The 17,844-nt window shown below is 68.4% G+C and carries 17 protein-coding genes; 12 read left to right on the top strand and 5 right to left on the bottom strand.

Annotated elements, in window-relative coordinates:
• Positions 1-26: 26 nt before the first annotated feature.
• The 4 genes from AC1DSC_RS29785 to gtdA all read right to left on the bottom strand — a co-directional run bounded on the left by AC1DSC_RS29785 (position 27) and on the right by gtdA (position 4,252).
• Positions 27-1,016, bottom strand: coding sequence for a Bug family tripartite tricarboxylate transporter substrate binding protein (locus AC1DSC_RS29785; RefSeq protein ID WP_369664041.1), 990 nt, complete (start codon positions 1,014-1,016; stop codon positions 27-29).
• Between the two features lie 54 nt (positions 1,017-1,070).
• The gene (locus AC1DSC_RS29780) at positions 1,071-2,354 is read right to left on the bottom strand and encodes a 3-hydroxybenzoate 6-monooxygenase (protein WP_369664040.1); all 1,284 of its coding nucleotides are present in this window, start codon (positions 2,352-2,354) and stop codon (positions 1,071-1,073) included.
• Between the two features lie 25 nt (positions 2,355-2,379).
• Positions 2,380-3,084, bottom strand: coding sequence for a fumarylacetoacetate hydrolase family protein (locus AC1DSC_RS29775; RefSeq protein WP_369664039.1), 705 nt, complete (start codon positions 3,082-3,084; stop codon positions 2,380-2,382).
• 79 nt (positions 3,085-3,163) lie between these two features.
• Positions 3,164-4,252 (bottom strand): gentisate 1,2-dioxygenase, encoded by a 1,089-nt coding sequence (gene gtdA / locus AC1DSC_RS29770; protein ID WP_369664038.1) that lies wholly within the window; start codon positions 4,250-4,252, stop codon positions 3,164-3,166.
• 144 nt (positions 4,253-4,396) lie between these two features.
• Between gtdA and AC1DSC_RS29765 the strand changes: the two genes are divergently transcribed.
• From AC1DSC_RS29765 to AC1DSC_RS29740, 6 genes are all read left to right on the top strand, one after another.
• Positions 4,397-5,296, top strand: coding sequence for a LysR family transcriptional regulator (locus AC1DSC_RS29765; RefSeq protein WP_369664037.1), 900 nt, complete (start codon positions 4,397-4,399; stop codon positions 5,294-5,296).
• A 94-nt stretch (positions 5,297-5,390) separates the two neighbouring features.
• Positions 5,391-5,840, top strand: a complete 450-nt coding sequence (locus AC1DSC_RS29760; RefSeq protein WP_018903932.1) for an acyl-CoA thioesterase — start codon at positions 5,391-5,393, stop codon at positions 5,838-5,840.
• A gap of 85 nt (positions 5,841-5,925) precedes the next feature.
• A complete protein-coding gene (locus AC1DSC_RS29755) occupies positions 5,926-6,429 on the top strand; it encodes a phasin family protein (RefSeq protein WP_369664036.1) in 504 nt (167 codons plus the stop codon).
• A 128-nt stretch (positions 6,430-6,557) separates the two neighbouring features.
• Positions 6,558-7,271 (top strand): TetR/AcrR family transcriptional regulator, encoded by a 714-nt coding sequence (locus tag AC1DSC_RS29750; RefSeq protein ID WP_012745512.1) that lies wholly within the window; start codon positions 6,558-6,560, stop codon positions 7,269-7,271.
• 4 nt (positions 7,272-7,275) lie between these two features.
• A complete protein-coding gene (locus AC1DSC_RS29745) occupies positions 7,276-8,118 on the top strand; it encodes a tetratricopeptide repeat protein (protein WP_278880136.1) in 843 nt (280 codons plus the stop codon).
• 70 nt (positions 8,119-8,188) lie between these two features.
• Positions 8,189-8,446, top strand: coding sequence for an acyl-CoA-binding protein (locus AC1DSC_RS29740; RefSeq protein WP_012745510.1), 258 nt, complete (start codon positions 8,189-8,191; stop codon positions 8,444-8,446).
• Between the two features lie 10 nt (positions 8,447-8,456).
• Here AC1DSC_RS29740 and AC1DSC_RS29735 read toward each other — a convergent pair whose 3' ends face one another.
• Positions 8,457-9,695 (bottom strand): CaiB/BaiF CoA transferase family protein, encoded by a 1,239-nt coding sequence (locus AC1DSC_RS29735; RefSeq protein ID WP_412510167.1) that lies wholly within the window; start codon positions 9,693-9,695, stop codon positions 8,457-8,459.
• 279 nt (positions 9,696-9,974) lie between these two features.
• Between AC1DSC_RS29735 and AC1DSC_RS29730 the strand changes: the two genes are divergently transcribed.
• From AC1DSC_RS29730 to AC1DSC_RS29705, 6 genes are all read left to right on the top strand, one after another.
• Positions 9,975-10,865, top strand: coding sequence for a helix-turn-helix domain-containing protein (locus tag AC1DSC_RS29730; protein ID WP_412510166.1), 891 nt, complete (start codon positions 9,975-9,977; stop codon positions 10,863-10,865).
• A 112-nt stretch (positions 10,866-10,977) separates the two neighbouring features.
• Entirely contained in the window at positions 10,978-11,898 is a 921-nt protein-coding gene (locus tag AC1DSC_RS29725; protein ID WP_369664033.1) for an ABC transporter substrate-binding protein, read from the top strand.
• A 12-nt stretch (positions 11,899-11,910) separates the two neighbouring features.
• Positions 11,911-13,431 (top strand): sugar ABC transporter ATP-binding protein, encoded by a 1,521-nt coding sequence (locus AC1DSC_RS29720; protein WP_412510165.1) that lies wholly within the window; start codon positions 11,911-11,913, stop codon positions 13,429-13,431.
• Between the two features lie 325 nt (positions 13,432-13,756).
• On the top strand, positions 13,757-14,737 hold the full coding sequence (locus AC1DSC_RS29715) for an ABC transporter permease (RefSeq protein ID WP_412510164.1): 981 nt from the start codon (positions 13,757-13,759) through the stop codon (positions 14,735-14,737).
• 148 nt (positions 14,738-14,885) lie between these two features.
• Complete coding sequence (locus AC1DSC_RS29710) at positions 14,886-16,028, top strand: alcohol dehydrogenase catalytic domain-containing protein (RefSeq protein ID WP_412510163.1); 1,143 nt, start codon at positions 14,886-14,888, stop codon at positions 16,026-16,028.
• A complete protein-coding gene (locus tag AC1DSC_RS29705; protein WP_412510162.1) occupies positions 16,025-17,551 on the top strand; it encodes an FGGY-family carbohydrate kinase in 1,527 nt (508 codons plus the stop codon). The genes AC1DSC_RS29710 and AC1DSC_RS29705 overlap by 4 nt, the downstream gene beginning before the upstream one ends.
• The last annotated feature ends 293 nt before the right edge of the window (positions 17,552-17,844 follow it).

The following is a 17,844-nucleotide window of genomic DNA, read 5'->3' as shown; positions in this document are numbered from 1 at the left end:
AAAAAACGTAATGGTAATGAGGGCCGCTAGTCGAGGCTGATGTTGCCGCGGCGCACCAGCTCGCCATAGACCTTGGACTTGGCCTCGGCGTTGCGCTCGATCTCCTCGGGCGACCAGGCCAGCGGCTCGAAGGCGAAGGTGTCGAAGCGCGCGCGGATCTCGGGGTCGGCAATGACCTTGGCCACGTCGGCGTTGATCCTGGCCTTGACCGCCGCCGGCACGCCCTTGGGCGCGAGCAGCGAGACAAAGGAGTTGACCTCCAGCGAGGCCGGCCCGCCGGCCTCGGCCATGGTCGGCACGTCGGGCATCTGCGGAATACGCTTGGGCGCGGCAATGGCCAGGTAGCGCAGCTTGCCGGCCTTGTAGATGCCCTGGCTCGACGGAATGCTGGCAAAGCTCCACGGCACTTCGCCCGTGCCCACGTTGGAGAACAGCTGCGACACCTCGCGGAACGGCGCATGCCGCATGCGGATGCCGGTGAGCGCCTCCAGCTGCTGCGCGCCCAGGTGGCCCGGGCTGCCCACGCCCCAGGAGCCGTAGACGATGGCGTCGGGGTTGGCCTTGGCGGCCGCGATCAGGTCGCCCATGTTCTTCCACTTCGACTCGCTCGACACCGCCACGAAGAAGGGCGTGCGGAACAGCGAGGCCACGGGATCGAAGTGCTGCAGCGTCACGAAGTTGCGCGACTTGTACAGGTGCGGCAGCGCCGCGATGTGCTCGCTGTCGAGCTGCAGCAGCGTGTAGCCGTCGGGCGCCGCGCGCCGCGCCTGGTCGATCGCGATGAAGCCGCCGCCGCCCGGCCGGTTGTCGATCAGCACGCGCTGGTTCCAGAGGCGCGAGAGCTTGTCGGAGACCAGCCGCAGCACCGCATCGGGCCCGCTGCCGGCCGCGAAGGGCGTGACCAGCGTGACCGGCTTGTTCGGATAGTCGCCGGCCTGCGCCAGCGCGCCGGTGGCGCAGGCCAGCGACGCCAGGGCCAGGATGCCCGCCCGCAATGCGCGTGGTGAAAAAGTCATGTTGTCTCCTGGGCCTGCGGCCTCGAATAGTGATGATGAAAGAAACCCGTCCGCTCAGTGCGGCGAAAGCACGGCCGCCGCCTCGGCGCCGGGCACCGCGGCGGAGCGCAGCAGCGGCTGCGGCGCGTCGTCCAGGCAATGCTCGGGCCGCCAGGCATAGAGCCACTCGACCGCATCGTAGAAGCGTTCGGGCGTGCGGCCCACCCAGAGGCTGTTGCGCACCAGCCGCTCCACGCCCTTGGCGTGATAGAGCCGGCCCATCTCGCGCACCGACAGCACCACGCGGGCGGTGCGTGGAATGCGCGCGGCCTCGTAGAGCTTGAAGGCGGCCGGCATGTCGAAATCGCAGGCCTGCACCGCGGCGCCCAGCGTGACGGCGTCCTCCAGCGCCATGCAGGCGCCCTGCGCGAGGTACTGCATCATCGGATGCGCGGCATCGCCCAGCAGCGTGGCCGGGCCGTCGCTCCAGCGCGCCACCGGATCGCGGTCGGCCGTGCTCCAGCGCCGCCACGAGCTGGGCCGGTCGAGCAGCTGGCGAGGGCGCGCATGCACGCCCTCGAAGTAGGACAGCACTTCTTCCTTGCTGCCCTCGGAAACGCCCCACTCCTCCTGCTCGCGGCTGTGGAAGGTGACGACCAGGTTGTATTGCTCGCCATGGCGCAGCGGATAGTGCACCAGGTGGCAGTTGGGGCCGGCCCAGACCACGGGCGCATTCCAGCGCAGGTCGGCCGGCATGTCGGCCACCGGCACCACCGCGCGGTACACCACGTGGCCCGAAACGCGCGCCTCGTCGCCGACCAGCCTGGCGCGCACCACGGACTTGACGCCGTCGCAGCCCACGATCGCATCGGCCTTGAAGCGCCGGCCGTCGCGCGTGGTGGCGACCACGCCCTGCGACTTGCCCGTGCCGATGTCGATGGACTCGACCTGCGCCGACGTGTGGAAGCGGATCAGCGGATGCTGCTTCACGGCCTCGTGGATGGCGCCGTGCAGGTCGGCGCGGTGGCTCACCGCATAGGGGTTCCTGAAGCGCGCGCGGAAGGCTTCGCCCACGGGCACCGAGGCCACCTCGCCGCAGTCGACCGCGTCCATCATCACGAGCCGGTCGGTGAAGACCGAGTTGCGGCGCACCGCCTCGCCCACGCCGAGCGCATCGAGCGCCGCGAAGGCGTTGGGGCCGAGCTGCAGGCCGGCACCGATCTCGCCGATGGTGGCGCTCTGCTCGAGCAGGTCGATGGAAACGCCGAGCCGCGCAAGCGCCAGCGCGGCCGCCATGCCGCCGATGCCGCCGCCGACAAGCAGCACGGTGGGGGGATTCTTCGGGAGAGATGTGCTCATCGCGGGGCCTCTGCGCTGCGCCTGCTCAGTCGATGCGCACGGTGAGCGAAGGCAGCTTGTCGATGCTCACCTTGAGCGTCTGCCCAGGCTTTACCGCGCCCACGCCTTCGGGCGTGCCCGTGAAGATCAGGTCGCCGGGCTGCAGCGCGAAGAGCGTCGAGAGATTGGCGATCACTTCGTTGACCGACCAGATCAGGTGCGTGATGTCGCTGTTCTGGCGCACCTGGCCGTCGACCTCGAGCCTGATGGCGCCGGCGTTGATCTCGCCCACCTCGGCCAGCGTGCGCAGCGGCGCGATGGGCGCCGAGAAGTCGAAGGCCTTGCCGATTTCCCACGGCCGGCCGGCTTCGCGCATCTTCATCTGCAGGTCGCGCCGCGTCATGTCCAGGCCCACGGCGTAGCTGTGGATGTGGCTGGCCGCCTGCTCCACCGCAATGTCCTTGCCGCCCTTGCCGATGGCCACGACCAGCTCGGCTTCGTAGTGGTAGTTGCTCGTGAGCGGCGGATACGGAATGGCGCCGGTCTCGCCTTCGGCCACTGGCACCACCGAGGCGTCGTCGTTGGGCTTGCAGAAGAAGAACGGCGGTTCGCGGTCGGGGTCGAAGCCCATCTCGCGCGCATGCGCCGCGTAGTTGCGGCCCACGCAGTAGACCCGGCGCACCGGGAACAGCTCGCTCGAACCCACGATGGGCAGGCCGACGATGGAAGGAGGCGTGAAGGCGAAGGACATGTGGGCTCCTGCCGCGCGCGGCGGCACAGGGTCAAGACAACAAGAGAAGAAAGAAAGAAAGAAAAAATGCGGACGGTTTTCAGGCGTCTTCTTCGAGAAAGGCTTCGCGCAGGACGCCCATGGCCTGCTGCACGGGACGGTCCGAAAAGCTGAAGAGCACCACGTCCTCGCCGGGCGCCGAAAGGCGCAGCGGCGCCCACGAAGGCACCACGAAGGTGTCGCGCGGGCCGAACTCGAAGCGCCGGCCCGCGATCTCGGCGATGCCGCGGCCTTCGACCACGCTGTAGACGGTGCCGTCGGTGGCGCGGTGCGCCTTGCCCGCGAAGCCCCGGGGCAGCAGCTGCAGCTGGGTGCCGATGGTGGGCATCGGCGCGCCGCCCGTCAGCGGGTTGATGTAGCGCAGCTTGTGGCCCAGCCAGGCGTCGGGCGCTTCCTGCTTCTGCAGCAGGGCCAGCGCCTCGCGGCTGCGGGCATAGGGGTAGTTGAAGATCGGCGAGGTGGGCGATGCGTGGTCGTGGCGCACCGGCACCATGTTGTGGCCGAAACGCGCGAGGCTGTTGCCCTCGGGGCGCGCCACGTGCTGCACCTTGGCGTCGTCGTTCTCGGCAAAGCCGGCGTCGAAGAAGCGCAGCATCGGAATGTCGAGCCCGTCGAGCCAGACCACCGGCTCCACGGTGCCGCCGACGCCCTCGTTGCCGTGGTCGTGCCAGGCCCAGGACGGCGTGATGATGAAGTCGCCCGGGTACATGGTGGTGCGCTCGCCGCCCACCGTGGTGTAGGCGCCCTTGCCGTCGACGATGAAGCGCAGCGCCGACTGCACGTGGCGGTGCGAGGGCGCGACCTCGCCCGGCATGATGAGCTGCAGGCCCGCATAGATCGACTGCGTGATCGACGAGTTGCCGGGCAGCGCCGGGTTCTCGAGCACGAGCACGCGGCGCACCGCTTCCTCGGCGGTGATGAGCGCGGCCGATTCCATCAGCAGCGGGCGGATCTCGTCGTAGCGCCAGAGCGCCGGCACGCAGGGCGTGGCGGGCTCGCGCGGCACCAGCGCATGCAGCGACTCCCACAGCGGCGTGAGGTGCAGCGGGCGGATGCGCTCGTAGTAGTTGCGGCGCTCCGCGGCATTGGCGGGCGCCGGGGCGGCGGATTTCTGGGCGGTGGGGTTCATGGGCAGCAGCAGTTCCGGCCGTCGTGCGGCGGTTGTCTCCGGGGGAACGCTGATCTTCCGCCGGTACTACTATTGGCGCAATGGGGCCGTGGCGATAGGCCCGATCTTGTTTCTTGATAGTGGTCGCTGCAAAGGAGATGTTCCATGGCCCAGCTCGATCTCGAATGGCTGCTGGTGTTCGACGAGGTCTACAAGACGGCCAACGTGTCGAGCGCGGCCGAGCGGCTCGGCCTTTCGCAGTCGGCGGCCAGCACCGCGCTGGCGCGGCTGCGCACGCATTTCGGCGACAAGCTGTTCGTGCGCACCTCGCGCGGCATGGAGCCCACGCCCTATGCGCGGCAGATCCAGCCGCTGGTGCTCGACATCCTCGACCGGCTGAACCGGGCCAAGGGCGGACGCGCGAGCTTCGAGCCTGCCAGCGCGGCGCGCAGCTTCCGCATCTGCATGACCGACATCAGCGAGGTGGTGCTGCTGCCCGGCCTGCTCGACCACCTGCGGCGCACCGCACCGGGGGTGCGCATCGAGACCGAGATCATCTCCACCGAGAGCGGACGCCGGCTCGAGGACGGCGCGGTGGACCTGGCGGTGGGCTTCATGCCGCAGCTGGACGCGGGCTTCTACCAGCAGACGCTGTTCATGCAGAACTTCGTCTGCCTGGCCGCACGCAACCATCCGCGCATCGGCGAGCGGCTCACGCGCAAGCGCTTCGAGAGCGAGGCGCATGCGGTGGTGGCCTCGTCGGGCACCGGCCACGCCATCGTCGACAAGACCATCGCGCGGCTGGGGCTCCGGCGCAACGTGGTGGCCAGCCTGTCGAGCTTCCTGAGCGTGGCGCGCATCGTGGCGCACACCGAGCTGATCGTGATCGTGCCCAGCATCCTCGGCAAGGTGCTGGCCACGCAGGAGCCGGTGAAGCTGCTGGAGCCGCCCTTCGAGCTGCCGGCCTATGCCGTCAAGCAGCACTGGCACGAGCGCTTCCATGCGGACGCCGGCAATGCCTGGCTGCGGCGCACGCTGGCGGAGCTGTTCGGCGGCGGCGGCTGAGCGTGCGTGCCCCGCCGACCGGCGGCGCGCGGCGCGGTGGGCGCTCGCTCGCATAATCGGAACCCCATCCACGGCCCACACAAAAAGGCGGCGCATGTCCTCCATCACCCTTCGATTCCTGGCCGAGCCCAGCACCGTCAACTTCGGCGGAAAGGTCCACGGCGGCACCGTCATGAAATGGATCGACGAGGCCGGCTACGCCTGCGCGACCAGCTGGGCCAAGCGCTACTGCGTGACGGCGTTCATCGGCAGCATCCGCTTCCACCACCCGATCATGATCGGCGACCTGGTCGAGGTCGAGGCCCGGCTGGCCTACACCGGCACCACCAGCATGAACATCTCGGTCGAGGTGCGCAGCGGCGACATGAAGGGCGGCACCATGGACAAGACCACCGAATGCCTGATCGTCTTCGTCTCGGTCGACTCGCACGGCCGGCCGCTGCCGGTGCAGCCCTTCGTGCCGGGCACGCCGGGCGAAATGGCGCTGGCCGAACGGGCGAAAACCCATTTGGACGCCAGCCGCGCCGCGGGAGCCACGGTCTAGCCCGTGGCCATAGATACAAAGCTCTAAAAACGAGCGGGCCGAGCGGCTAGAGTCGCTCGTTGGTTTCACAGGAACATTTCGCACCATGGCTACCCAGGACGACGACGGCAACAAGGGCTCCGACCGCATCAAGGACTCGGCCCAGCAGATCTGGCTGGCCGGGCTTGGCGCCTTCGCCAAGATGCAGCAGGAAGGCAGCAAGGCCTTCGAGGCGCTGGTGAAGGACGGCGCCGGCCTGCAGAAGAAGACCCAGCAGGCTGCCGAGGAAACCCTTGCGCAGGCGCAGACGCGCATGGCCGGCTTTGCGAACGAGTTCGGCACCAAGGCCGCGGGCCAATGGGGCAAGCTCGAGAACATCTTCGAAGAGCGCGTGGCGCGTGCGCTCGAAAAGCTGGGCGTGCCCTCGGCCGCCGAGCACGCCGCGCTGCAGGCCCGCGTGGCCGCGCTCGAGGCCGAGCTGCAGCGCCGCCCGGGCAAGGGCGCCGCCCCGGCGCGCAGCGCGAGCCGCAAGACCGCAGGCCGTAGCGCAGCACCTGCCACCGCCGCCAAGAAGGCCGTGCGGCGCGGCAGCAGCAGCAAGCCCGGCTGAACGCCTCCTGGAGCCCCGTTTTTGCGGCGGTGCACAACACGCGCCGCCGCAAAACATTGCGCTGGCGCATTCATGGTGCAGTGCACATAGGCTAGAGTGTCCCCAAGAGATAAAAAACGGGGACTGACATGGCCAAGAAGGCGCCACGCCGCACAGCGCAACGCATCCTCGAAGCCGCACTCGAGCTGTTCAACCGCTTCGGCGAGCCGAACGTCTCCACCACGCTGGTGGCGGGCGAGCTCAACATCAGCCCCGGCAACCTCTACTACCACTACCCCGCCAAGGAAGAGCTGATCAACAAGCTCTACGAAGGCTACGAGGCCGAGCTCAACGAGCTGCTGCATGCCAGCGAAGGCGTGCACGATGTGGAAGACGCCTGGTTCTTCATGCACAGCCTGTTCGAACTGATCTGGCGCTACCGCTTCCTCTACCGCGACCTGAACGACCTGCTGAGCAAGAACCGGCACCTGGAAACGCAGTTCCAGCTGGTGCTCAAGAACAAGACCCGCGCGATCCGCATGCTGATCGCCGGGCTGAGCCGGGCCGGGCACCTGGACATCGACGTGCACGAGGTCGACACCCTCGCCCAGAGCATGGTGGTGGTGCTGACCTACTGGCTCAGCTACGAGTACGTGCGCAATCCGCGCGAGGCGCTCGAACCCGCGCATGCCCAGGGCGCGCTGATGCGCGGCGGCCAGCACACGCTGCACCTGCTCGCGCCGTATCTCGGAGGCGAGCAGCGGCGGCATTTGCTGACACTGAGCAACGCCTACAGCGGCGATGATTCCGCAAGCGCGCGGCCTGCGCAGGCCAGCGCCGATTTGGCAGCCGAGGCCCGCTAACGCCATGTCCCATCCAGATTTCAAGCCGCTCTCGCTGATGTCCGCCAGCCCGGTTGCCGCGGCGGCTGCTGCGCAATCCTGGACACCGCTGCCCTACGCCGACCTGCCGCGCTACGACGCGCACAGCCTGCTGCCGCACTGGCCGCGGCTGCACGCGGGCCACGCGCTGCCGCCGCCGCCAAGCGGGCATCCGCTGGCCGATGGCTGGGCGCTCTATCACAACGGCGAGTTCGAGCGCGCCGCCGCCCTCGGCCTGGCACATGGGCCGGAGGGCCTGGTGCTGGCCAACCAGGCCACCGCCGTCTATGCCAACTACCTGGAGCCGCGCGAATCGGTGCGGCTTTCGATGTTCCGCCAGGTCATCGAACGCGCCGCCGCGCAAGTCGGCGCCGAGCCCGACAACTGCCACGCGCTCTACTGGCAGGCCTATGCGCTCGGGCGCTACAGCCAGGGCATCAGCGTGGCGCGCGCGCTGGCGCAGGGCCTCGGCAGCAAGCTCAAGGGGGCGCTGGAGCGCGTGATCGAGCTGCAGCCGCAGCATGCCGATGCGCACATCGCGCTGGCCGCCTTCCACGCCGAGGTGATCGACAAGGTGGGCGCGCTGGTCGGCCGCATGACCTACGGCGTGCGCGCCGAAATGTCGGTCGAGCTGTTCGAGCGCGGCCTCGAGCTGCACCCCCATTCGCCCAGCGCGCTCATGGAATACGGCCGCGCATTGCTCATGCTGCACGGCGACGCGCGCCTGGGCGAGGCCACGCAGCTCTACGAGAAGGCCGCCGCGCTGAAGCCGGCGGATGCCAAGGAACGGCTCGACGTGGAACTGGCGCGGGCCGGGCTGTCGGACTGAGCCGCGCCTTGGTACCCGCGGGTACCGCGCACTTTAAGATGCGGGTTTCCCGCTTTTCAATCCGACCGCCATGTCTGATCTCAACGCCCTCTTCGAAGCCGCCCAGGCCAACTCCAAGCTGCTGCCGGAACGCCCCGACAACCCCACGCTGCTCAAGATCTACGGCCTCTTCAAGCAGGCCACCGAAGGCGACAACACGGCCAAGAAGCCGAGCTTCAGCGACATCGTCGCGCGTGCCAAGTGGGACGCCTGGACCGCGCAAAAGGGCCTGGGCGCCGACGAGGCGAAGCAGAAGTACATCGACCTGATCGAATCGCTGCGCGCCTGAGCCGCAGCGCTCAGCCGACGATCCCGCGCGCATGCAGCGCGGCGATCTGCTCGGCGTTCAGGCCGATCTCCTTCAGGACCGCATCGGTGTCCGCGCCCAGCGCGGGCGCGCTGCGCCGGTGGCTGGCCGGCGTGAGCGAGAGCTTGGGCACGAAGCCGGGCACCGCGAGCGTGCTGCCGTCCGGCATGTGCACCTGCTGCAGCATGCCGCGCGCGGCGTAGTGCGGGTCGGCCGCGATGTCGGCAATGGTGTAGATGCGGCCGGCCGGCACCTGCGCCGCATCGAGCGCGGCCAGCACCTCGTCCACCGTGCGCGCTGCCGTCCACTCGCCGATGGCGGCGTCGAGCATTTCCACCTGCGCCACCCGGCCCGTGTTGCCAGCCAATGACGGATCGGCCGCGAGGTCGGGCCGGCCGATGCACGCCATCAGCCGGCGGAAGATGCTGTCGCCGTTGCCCGCGACGATGGCGTAGCCGCCGTCGGCGCAGCGGTAGGCGTTGGTCGGCGCGATGCCGGGCAGCGCGCTGCCGGCCGCCTCGCGCACCGCGCCGAACGCGCTGTACTCGGGCAGCAGGCTCTCCATGCAGTTGAAGACCGCCTCGTAGAGCGCCACGTCGACCACCTGGCCCCGGCCCTTCGGATACTCGGCGCTGACGGTGGCATGGCGGTGCTGCATCGCCATCAGCACGCCGATCACGCCGTGCAGCGAGGCCAGCGTGTCGCCGATGGACACGCCCACGCGCACCGGCACGCGGCCGGGCTCGCCCGTGAGGTGGCGCAGCCCGCCCATGGCCTCGGCCACCACGCCGAAGCCCGGCCGGTCGCGGTACGGGCCGGTCTGGCCGTAGCCGCTGATGCGCAGCATCACGAGCGCGGGGTTGGCGGCCAGCAACTGGTCGGGTCCGAGGCCCCAGCCTTCCATCGCGCCGGGGCGGAAGTTCTCGACCAGCACGTCGGCCTCGGCGGCCAGCTGGCGCACCACGGCCTGCGCCTCGGCCTGGCGCAGGTCGAGCGCGAGCGAACGCTTGTTGCGCGACTGCACCTGCCACCACACCGAAGTGCCGTCCTTCAGGAGCCGCCAGGTGCGCAGCGGATCGCCCGCGCCCGGCGGCTCGATCTTGATGACCTCGGCGCCGAAGTCGGCCAGCGTGCGCGCCGCAAAAGGCCCGGCAATCAGCTGCCCGAGCTCGACGACCTTGAGGCCGGCCAGCGGGCCCGCGGCCGGGGGAGGAGAAGAGGTGTTCGTCATGGCGCCAGAGTGTGCCGTGCCGCCGCCCGGCCTTTGCGGGGCGGGAAAACACCTATGAATTCTTGATGCGGCGCGCGGCGGTCTTGCGGCGGTGCAGCAATCGCCGCGCGGCACGGCCTCTCTCCCGAGGAGAAAGGGCTTTGCTGCGATGCAATGCCCTGGCCGGCAGGCTTGCACAAAGGTCAAAAAAGTATCAATTTCGGGCGCCATCTCTGGTTGTTGGCGCCCGGGGCGATTCGTACAGTGCGCTCCGAGACAAGCAAAAGGAACCAACCGTCCATGCAACCCGATCTGGAAATCGTCGAAGTCCGCGGTGACGAATCGTTCACCGCCTGGGCGCACGGCTATCCGTATCGCACGGTGCGCTGGCATTTCCACCCCGAGTACGAGATCCAGCTGATCGTCGAGACCCGGGGCGTGTATTTCGTGGGCGACCACGTCGGCCACTTCGAGCCCGGCAACCTCGTGCTCATGGGTCCCGACCTGCCGCACAACTGGATCAGCGACGTGCCCGCGGGCCAGAGCGTGGAGCGGCGCGGCATCGTGATCCAGTTTCCGGCCGGGCTGGCGAAGAACATGGCGGCCAGCTTTCCCGAGTTCGAGCGCATCGCGCCGCTCCTGGCCGAATCGGGTTCGGGCCTGCTCTTCCCGGCCGAGACCGCCGCCGCCGCCAAGCCGCTGATGGAATCGCTGCTGGAAGCGCGCGGGCTGCGCCGCGTGATCCTGCTGCTCTCGCTGCTCGAGCTGCTGGCGGACAGCCAGGACCGCCAGCGGCTCGCGAGCCCCGCGTTCAAGCCCGACCCCAAGGCCTTCATGTCGCATGCGATCAACAACGTGCTCGCGCACATCGCGGCCAACCTGGGCGACGACCTGCGCGAGCCGATGCTGGCCGAGCTGGTGGGCCAGAGCCCGAGCGCGTTCTCGCGCGCCTTCCGCAAGCACACGGGCCAGTCGTTCGTGCGCTACGTGAACCGGCTGCGCATCAGCCGCGCCTGCGAGCTGCTCACCAGCAGCGAGAAGCCGGTGCTCGACGTCTGCATGGACGTGGGCTTCAACAACGTGTCGAACTTCAACCGGCAGTTCCTGCTGCACAAGCGCATGCCGCCGACCAAGTTCCGCAATTTCCATCGCATGCAAGCCGCCGCATCGCGCGCCGCCAGCCCGCCCTAGCGCGCGTCCCGAGTTCCCCCCACGTCGTCTCTGGCGTGGCGCACGGGCGCCGCGCGGGGCGACCCTTTGCCAGCGTTTTTCAAACAGAGACAACCTCCAGGAGACAGCCACCATGAAGAACATCCTCAAAGCCACCGCCCTCGCCGCCGCCCTGGCCTTCGGTACCTCCGCCGCACAGGCGCAGGCACCGAAGCAGCCGCTGCGCATCGGCATGACCTTCCAGGAACTCAACAACCCCTACTTCGTGACGATGAAGCAGGCGCTCGAAGAGGCCGCGGCCAGCATCGGCGCGACCGTGGTCACCACCGATGCGCGGCACGACGTGGCCAAGCAGATCGGCGACGTGGAGGACATGATCCAGAAGAAGATCGACATCCTGCTGCTGAACCCGACCGACTCCACCGGCGTGCAGTCGGCCGTGCGCTCGGCCAAGAAGGCGGGGCTGATCGTGGTGGCGGTGGATGCCAACGCGCAGGGCCCGGTCGACTCCTTCGTGGGCTCGAAGAACACCGACGCGGGCCGCCTCGCCTGCGAATACCTGGCCAAGAGCATCGGCGAAAAAGGCGACGTGGCCATCCTCGACGGCATTCCGGTGGTGCCGATCCTGGAGCGCGTGAAGGGCTGCCGCGAAGCGCTGGCCAAGTACCCCGGCATCAAGGTGGTGAGCACGCAGAACGGCAAGCAGGAGCGCGCCACCGCGCTCACGGTCACCGAGAACATCCTGCAGGCCAACAAGGACCTGAAGGGCATCTTCAGCGTGAACGACGGCGGCTCGATGGGCGCGCTCGCGGCCATCGAGGCCAGCGGCAAGGACGTGAAGCTCGCGAGCGTGGACGGCGCGCCCGAAGCCATCAAGGCGATGCAGAAGCCGGGCTCGAAGTTCATCGCCACCACCGCGCAGTACCCGCGCGACCAGATCCGCCTGGCGATCGGCATCGCGCTGGCGAAGAAGTGGGGCGCCAACGTGCCGGCCGCGGTGCCGGTGGACGTGAAGCTGATCGACGCCGAGGGCGCGAAGACCTTCAGCTGGTAACCGGCGCCGGCCATGACCTCCTCCTCTGCACCAGAAGAGATGCTCCGGCTGGAAGGCGTGTCCAAACGCTTTCCGGGCGTGAAGGCGCTCTCGGGCATCGACCTCTCGATCCGCAAGGGCGAGGTGCATGCGCTGCTCGGCGAGAACGGCGCGGGCAAGTCGACGCTGATGAAGATCCTCGGCGGCATCTACCAGGCCGACGAGGGGCGCATCTTCATCGAGGGCAGCGAGCGCAGCTTCGCGGGCTATGCCGACGCGATCGCGGCGGGCATCGGGATCATCTTCCAGGAGTTCAGCCTGGTGCCGTACCTGAACGCGGTGGAGAACATCTTTCTGGGCCGCTACCTGACGAACCGCTTCGGGCTGATGGACAGGGCCGCGATGAAGCGTTCGGCGCAGCAGCTCTTCGACGAGCTGGGCGTGCAGATCGACCTTGGCGTGCCGATCTGCCGGCTCTCGGTGGCGCAGCAGCAGTTCGTGGAGATCGGCAAGGCACTGTCGCTCGACGCGAAGCTGCTGGTGCTCGACGAGCCCACCGCCACGCTCACGCCCAACGAGGCCGGCCACCTGTTCAGGATCATGCGCGAACTGCGCGCCCGGGGCGTGGCGATGATCTTCATCTCGCACCACCTGGACGAGATCTTCGAGGTGTGCGACCGCATCAGCGTGCTGCGCGATGGCGCCAACGCGGGGCATGCGGAGGTGGGCGCGACCGATGTGGATGCACTGGTCGAGATGATGGTCGGCCGCAGGATCGAGCACAGCTTTCCGCCCAAGCCGCAGCCCGCACCGCGCGGGCGCAAGGTGCTCGAGGTGCCCGAGATCCAGCTCGCCAAGGGCGGGCCGGTGAACAGCTTCGAGCTGCATGAAGGCGAGATCCTCGGCTTTGCGGGGCTGGTGGGCTCGGGCCGCACCGAGCTTGCGCTGGGCATGATGGGCGCCGACCGCGCGCACCGCAAGACGGTGCTGCGCAACGGCCGGCCCGTGCGGCTGAACGACCCGACGCAGGCGCTTGCGAACGGCATTGGCCTGTTGCCCGAGAGCCGCAAGGTCGAGGGGCTGATCACCGACTTCACGGTCCGCTTCAACATCTCGATGAACAATCTCGGCCGCTACAGGCGCGCGGGGCTCGTGAGCCAGAAGTCGGAAAGGCAATCGGCCGCCGAGCTCTCGAAGCGCGTGGGCGTGAAGGCGCCGGGCATCGAGACGCGCGTGGCCACGCTGTCGGGCGGCAACCAGCAGAAGGTGGTGATCGCGCGCTGGCTCGGCCACGCGAGCGAGGTGCTGATCTTCGACGAGCCCACGCGCGGCATCGACGTGGGCGCCAAGGCCGAGATCTACGGCCTGATGCGCGAGCTCACGCAACAGGGCAAGTCCATCATCATGATCTCGAGCGAGCTGCCCGAGATCGTGGGCATGTGCGACCGCGTGGCGGTGTTCTCGGGCGGGTCCATCGTGGCCACGCTCGAAGGCGACGCCATCAATTCGGGGGACATCATGCGGCACGCTACTTCGTCCGGGGGTTTGCAATGACTGCCGCTTCGGGGCGCGTTCCCGCCGACGGGGTACCTTGCTCCGCGAATGTCCCCCGCGCTTCGCGCTCCTCCTTTATTTCGCTGCGCAAGGCACCCCATCGACGGGAACGTTGGACAGAGCACTGGTCGATCAGCGGTACACCAGCGACGTGCCCAGGTGCACAGAGCATCGGGTGCTCCCCGCAGCGAAATCAAGGAGGAGGCCGCAGGCCGGGGGACATTCGCGGAGGGGAGTACCCGGTGATCTGTGCACACGCCCTGAACAACAGCGCCAAGAACAACAGCGCCCCTGTCTTCCAGCAATGCGCCATGGAGCACCTGAAATGAACGCAACTGCCACCCACCCGACACCGCCAGCGCCCGATGGAGGACTCTTCACCCAATTGCGCCGCTCGACCGCCTTCCTCCCGCTGGTAGGCCTCGTCGCCATCTCGGTCTTCATGATCGCCGCGACCGACAACTTCCTGTCCTGGGGCAACCTGCAGAACATCGCGCTGCAGTCGTCGATCAACGCCATCATCGCGGTCGGCATGACCGCCGCCATCCTCACCGGCGGCATCGATCTTTCGGTCGGCGCGGTGGTGGCGCTCTCCGGCACGCTCGCCTCGGGGATGATGGTGCAGTTCGGGCTGCCGCCGGTGCTCGCCGTGCCGCTCGGCCTTGCCGTCGGCGTGGTGAACGGCCTCTTCAACGGCTACTGTGTGGCCTACCTGCGCATGCCGCCCATCATCGTGACGCTCGCCACCATGGGCATCGCGCGCGGCATTGCGCTCATCTACACCGGCGGCTACCCCATCGACGGACTGCCCGACTCTTTCGCGTTCCTCGGCGGCGGCGTGCTCGCGGGCATCAAGGTGCCCATCCTCATCATGCTCGCCACCTACCTCGTGGCATACGTGCTGCTCAACATGGCGCCCTTCGGCCGCTACGTGTATGCCATCGGCGGCAACGAGGAAGCGACGCGGCTCTCGGGCGTGCGCGTGTCGCGCTACAAGCTGCTCGTGTATGCGCTGAGCGGCTTCACCGCCGCCGTCGCAGGCATCGTGCAGGCGGCGCGCGTGACCAGCGGGCAGCCCGGCGTGGGCGTGGGCTTCGAACTCGATGCGATCGCGGCGGTGGTGATGGGCGGCACGTCCATTGCCGGCGGCCGCGGCGCGATCGTCGGCACGCTGGTCGGTGCGTTGCTGCTGGGCGTGCTGAACAACGGGCTCAACATGATCGGCGTGTCGCCGTACCTGCAATTGATCATCAAGGGCGGGATTGTCTTGCTTGCGATCTTCATCAGCCGCGAGGCAAAACGCTGACCCTCTTCTGCCTTGCTCCTTCCCCTCCCGGGGGAAGGCTGGGATGGGGGCAGGCAGAGCGTGCCTGGAAGCGCCGCTTGCCCCCACCCCGGCCCTCCCCCGGAAGGGGAGGGAGAAATTTCCAACACCCCCTGACCACAAGGAACCCATGTCTTATCAAAAGCTCCAGCCCGGCGCATCGGGCGCCATCGGCCAACTCGCCGCCATGCAGGCCGTCGTCTGCCACGGCCCCAAGGACTACCGGCTCGAAACCGTCGCGATGCCCAGCATCGGCCCGAACGAGCTGCTGATCTCCATTGCGGCCTGCGGCATCTGCGCGTCCGACTGCAAGTGCCACTCGGGCGCGAAGATGTTCTGGGGCGGCGATGGGCAGCCCTCGTGGGTCAAGGCGCCCGTGATCCCGGGCCATGAATTCTTCGGCTATGTCGAAGCGCTCGGCGAAGGCGCGGCCGAGCACTTCGGCGTGGAAAAAGGCGACCGCGTGATCGCCGAGCAGATCGTGCCCTGCGGCAAGTGCCGCTTCTGCACCTCGGGCAAGTACTGGATGTGCGAGGTGCACAACATCTTCGGCTTCCAGCGCATCGTGGCCGACGGCGGCATGGCCGACTACATGCGGCTGCCGCCGACCTCGCGCGTGCACAGGATCCCGGACGGCATCTCGCTGGAAGACGCGGCCATCATCGAGCCGCTCTCGTGCGCGATCCACACGGTGAACCGGGGCGACATCCAACTGGACGACGTGGTGGTGATCGCGGGCGCCGGCCCGCTGGGCCTGATGATGGTGCAGGCCGCGCACCTGAAGACGCCGAAGAAGCTGATCGTGATCGACCTCGTGCCCGAGCGGCTCGCACTGGCCAAGAAGTTTGGCGCCGACGTGACCATCAATCCCAAGACCGAGAACGCCGACGCCATCGTCAAGGGCCTGACCGAAGGCTATGGCTGCGACGTGTACATCGAGACCACCGGCGCGCCCATCGGCGTGACGCAGGGGCTGGAGATGATCCGCAAGCTCGGCCGCTTCGTCGAGTTCAGCGTGTTCGGCTCGGAGACCAGCGCCGACTGGTCGATCATCGGCGACCGCAAGGAACTCGACGTGCGCGGCGCGCACCTGGGGCCCTACTGCTACCCGATTGCCATCGACCTGCTGGCGCGCGGCCTCGTCACCTCGAAGGGCATCGTGACGCACGACTTCCCGTTGACCGAGTGGGAGCGCGCCTTCACACTGGCCAACTCGCTCGATTCCATCAAGGTGCTGCTCAAGCCGCAGCCGCGGGCAACAACATCATCATGAAATACGTGATCGGCGTCGACATCGGCACGCAGAGCACCAAGTGCCTGCTGGCCGGCACCGACGGCAAGGTGCATGCGCAGGCGAGCGTGGCCTACCAGCCCGACACGCCCAGGCCGCTGTGGGCGCAGCAGGACTGCGATGTGTGGTTCGACGCGGTGTGCGAGAGCGTGCGCGCCTGCGTGGCGAAGAGCGGCATCGCTGCAACGGAGATCGCCGCGATGTGCGTGAGCAGCCTGTACGGCGGCGCGGGCATCCCGGTCGACGAGGCGATGCAGCCGCTGCACCCCTGCCTGATCTGGATGGACCGCCGCGCCACCGCCGAGGTCGATGCGGTGAATGCGCAGGTCGATGTCGCGAGATTGCAGGCGATCACCGGCAACGGCGTCGACAGCTACTACGGCTTCACCAAGATGCTGTGGATCCGCGAGCACCTGCCCGAGGTGTGGGCGAAGACGCGCTGGTTCCTGCCGCCCAACAGCTACGTCAACTGGCGCCTGACCGGCGAGCTCGCGGTGGACCACAGTTCGGCCGGCAACATCGGCGGCGTGTACGACGCGGCACAGCGCGGCTGGTCCCACGAGGCGCTCGGCATGCTGGGCATTCCGGCGCGCATGATGCCGCCGCGCCTGGTCGAATCGAGCGAGGTGGTGGGCGGCCTGAGCGCCGAATGGGCCGCGAAGCTCGGCCTCGTCGAAGGCATGCCGCTGATGGGCGGTGGCGTCGATGCGGCCGTGGCCACCTTCTGCGCGGGCGTCACCGGCAGCGGCGACCACGTGGCGATGATCGGCACCAGCATGTGCTGGGGCTTCGTGAGCCCCACGGTGGATGCGCGCCACAAACTCATCACGATGCCGCACGTCTACCGCGGCGCCGACCGCAGCTATGTGTTCGGCGGTGCGATCACCGCGGGCGCGGCCGTCACGTGGTTCCGCGAGGCTTTCTGCCAGGCCGAGGTGGCCGAGGCCGCGCGCACCGGCGAGGATGCGCACGCACTGATCGAACGCAAGGCCATCGAGGTGCCGCCCGGGGCCGAAGGCCTGGTCTTCCTTCCCTACCTGATGGGCGAGCGCAGCCCGATCTGGGACGCGCAGGCCAAGGGCGCCTTCATCGGCCTCTCGCTCGCGCACAGCCGCGCCCACATGTACCGCGCGGTGCTCGAAGGCGTGAGCTTTGCACTGCAGCACAACATCGAGGCCGGACGGCAAAGCGGCCAGCCGCTGGACGACCGGCTGATCGTGGTCGGGGGCGCGGCGCATTCGGACCTGTGGATGCAGATCGTGGCGGACGTCACGGGCTACCCGGTGTTCACCATCGAGGAAGAGGTCGAGGCGGCATTGGGTGCGGCGATGCTCGCGGCGCTCGGCGCGGGGCTGGTCGATGCGGCCACTGCCGAACGCGGCTGGGTCACGCTGGTGGAACGCGCGCGGCCCGGGGCTGCGGCGCAAGCTGTTTATCGCGAGCGCTTCGAGATCTACAAGTCGCTTTATCCGGCATTGCGTGATGCGATGCATCGGCTGAAATGAATCCTTGCTTTTCGATCGCCGCGTCGTGCGTTCGGGGTGCGCTCCCGCCGACGGGGTACCTTGCTCCGCGAATGTCCCCCGCCCTTCGGGCTCCTCCTTAATTTCGCTGCGCAAGGCACCCCATCGACGGGAGCGTGATCAGAGCACCGGTTGATCAGCGGTACACCAGCAGCGCGCCCCGGTGCACAGAGCATCGGGTGCTCCTCGCAGCGGAATCAAGGAGGAGGCCGCAGGCCGGGGGACATTCGCGGAGGGGAGTACCCGGTGATCTGTGCACGCGCCCTGAACACCGG

The sequence above is a fragment of the Variovorax sp. 01N425 genome, assembly GCF_056399465.1.
The sequence above is the reverse complement of the archived record's forward strand: the minus strand, read 5'-3'. Positions and strand labels throughout refer to the sequence as shown.

What these genes read in the sequence shown, in the direction of transcription:
- AC1DSC_RS29775 (WP_369664039.1), bottom strand. Translation starts at nt 3,084, where the DNA reads ATGTCCTTCGCCTTCACGCCTCCTTCCATCGTCGGCCTGCCCATCGTG.
- AC1DSC_RS29720 (WP_412510165.1), top strand. Translation starts at nt 11,911, where the DNA reads ATGACCTCCTCCTCTGCACCAGAAGAGATGCTCCGGCTGGAAGGCGTG.
- AC1DSC_RS29715 (WP_412510164.1), top strand. Translation starts at nt 13,757, where the DNA reads ATGAACGCAACTGCCACCCACCCGACACCGCCAGCGCCCGATGGAGGA.
- AC1DSC_RS29735 (WP_412510167.1), bottom strand. Translation starts at nt 9,695, where the DNA reads ATGACGAACACCTCTTCTCCTCCCCCGGCCGCGGGCCCGCTGGCCGGC.
- AC1DSC_RS29705 (WP_412510162.1), top strand. Translation starts at nt 16,025, where the DNA reads ATGAAATACGTGATCGGCGTCGACATCGGCACGCAGAGCACCAAGTGC.
- AC1DSC_RS29765 (WP_369664037.1), top strand. Translation starts at nt 4,397, where the DNA reads ATGGCCCAGCTCGATCTCGAATGGCTGCTGGTGTTCGACGAGGTCTAC.
- AC1DSC_RS29760 (WP_018903932.1), top strand. Translation starts at nt 5,391, where the DNA reads ATGTCCTCCATCACCCTTCGATTCCTGGCCGAGCCCAGCACCGTCAAC.
- AC1DSC_RS29725 (WP_369664033.1), top strand. Translation starts at nt 10,978, where the DNA reads ATGAAGAACATCCTCAAAGCCACCGCCCTCGCCGCCGCCCTGGCCTTC.
- AC1DSC_RS29750 (WP_012745512.1), top strand. Translation starts at nt 6,558, where the DNA reads ATGGCCAAGAAGGCGCCACGCCGCACAGCGCAACGCATCCTCGAAGCC.
- AC1DSC_RS29785 (WP_369664041.1), bottom strand. Translation starts at nt 1,016, where the DNA reads ATGACTTTTTCACCACGCGCATTGCGGGCGGGCATCCTGGCCCTGGCG.
- AC1DSC_RS29730 (WP_412510166.1), top strand. Translation starts at nt 9,975, where the DNA reads ATGCAACCCGATCTGGAAATCGTCGAAGTCCGCGGTGACGAATCGTTC.
- AC1DSC_RS29710 (WP_412510163.1), top strand. Translation starts at nt 14,886, where the DNA reads ATGTCTTATCAAAAGCTCCAGCCCGGCGCATCGGGCGCCATCGGCCAA.
- AC1DSC_RS29740 (WP_012745510.1), top strand. Translation starts at nt 8,189, where the DNA reads ATGTCTGATCTCAACGCCCTCTTCGAAGCCGCCCAGGCCAACTCCAAG.
- gtdA (WP_369664038.1), bottom strand. Translation starts at nt 4,252, where the DNA reads ATGAACCCCACCGCCCAGAAATCCGCCGCCCCGGCGCCCGCCAATGCC.
- AC1DSC_RS29755 (WP_369664036.1), top strand. Translation starts at nt 5,926, where the DNA reads ATGGCTACCCAGGACGACGACGGCAACAAGGGCTCCGACCGCATCAAG.
- AC1DSC_RS29745 (WP_278880136.1), top strand. Translation starts at nt 7,276, where the DNA reads ATGTCCCATCCAGATTTCAAGCCGCTCTCGCTGATGTCCGCCAGCCCG.
- AC1DSC_RS29780 (WP_369664040.1), bottom strand. Translation starts at nt 2,354, where the DNA reads ATGAGCACATCTCTCCCGAAGAATCCCCCCACCGTGCTGCTTGTCGGC.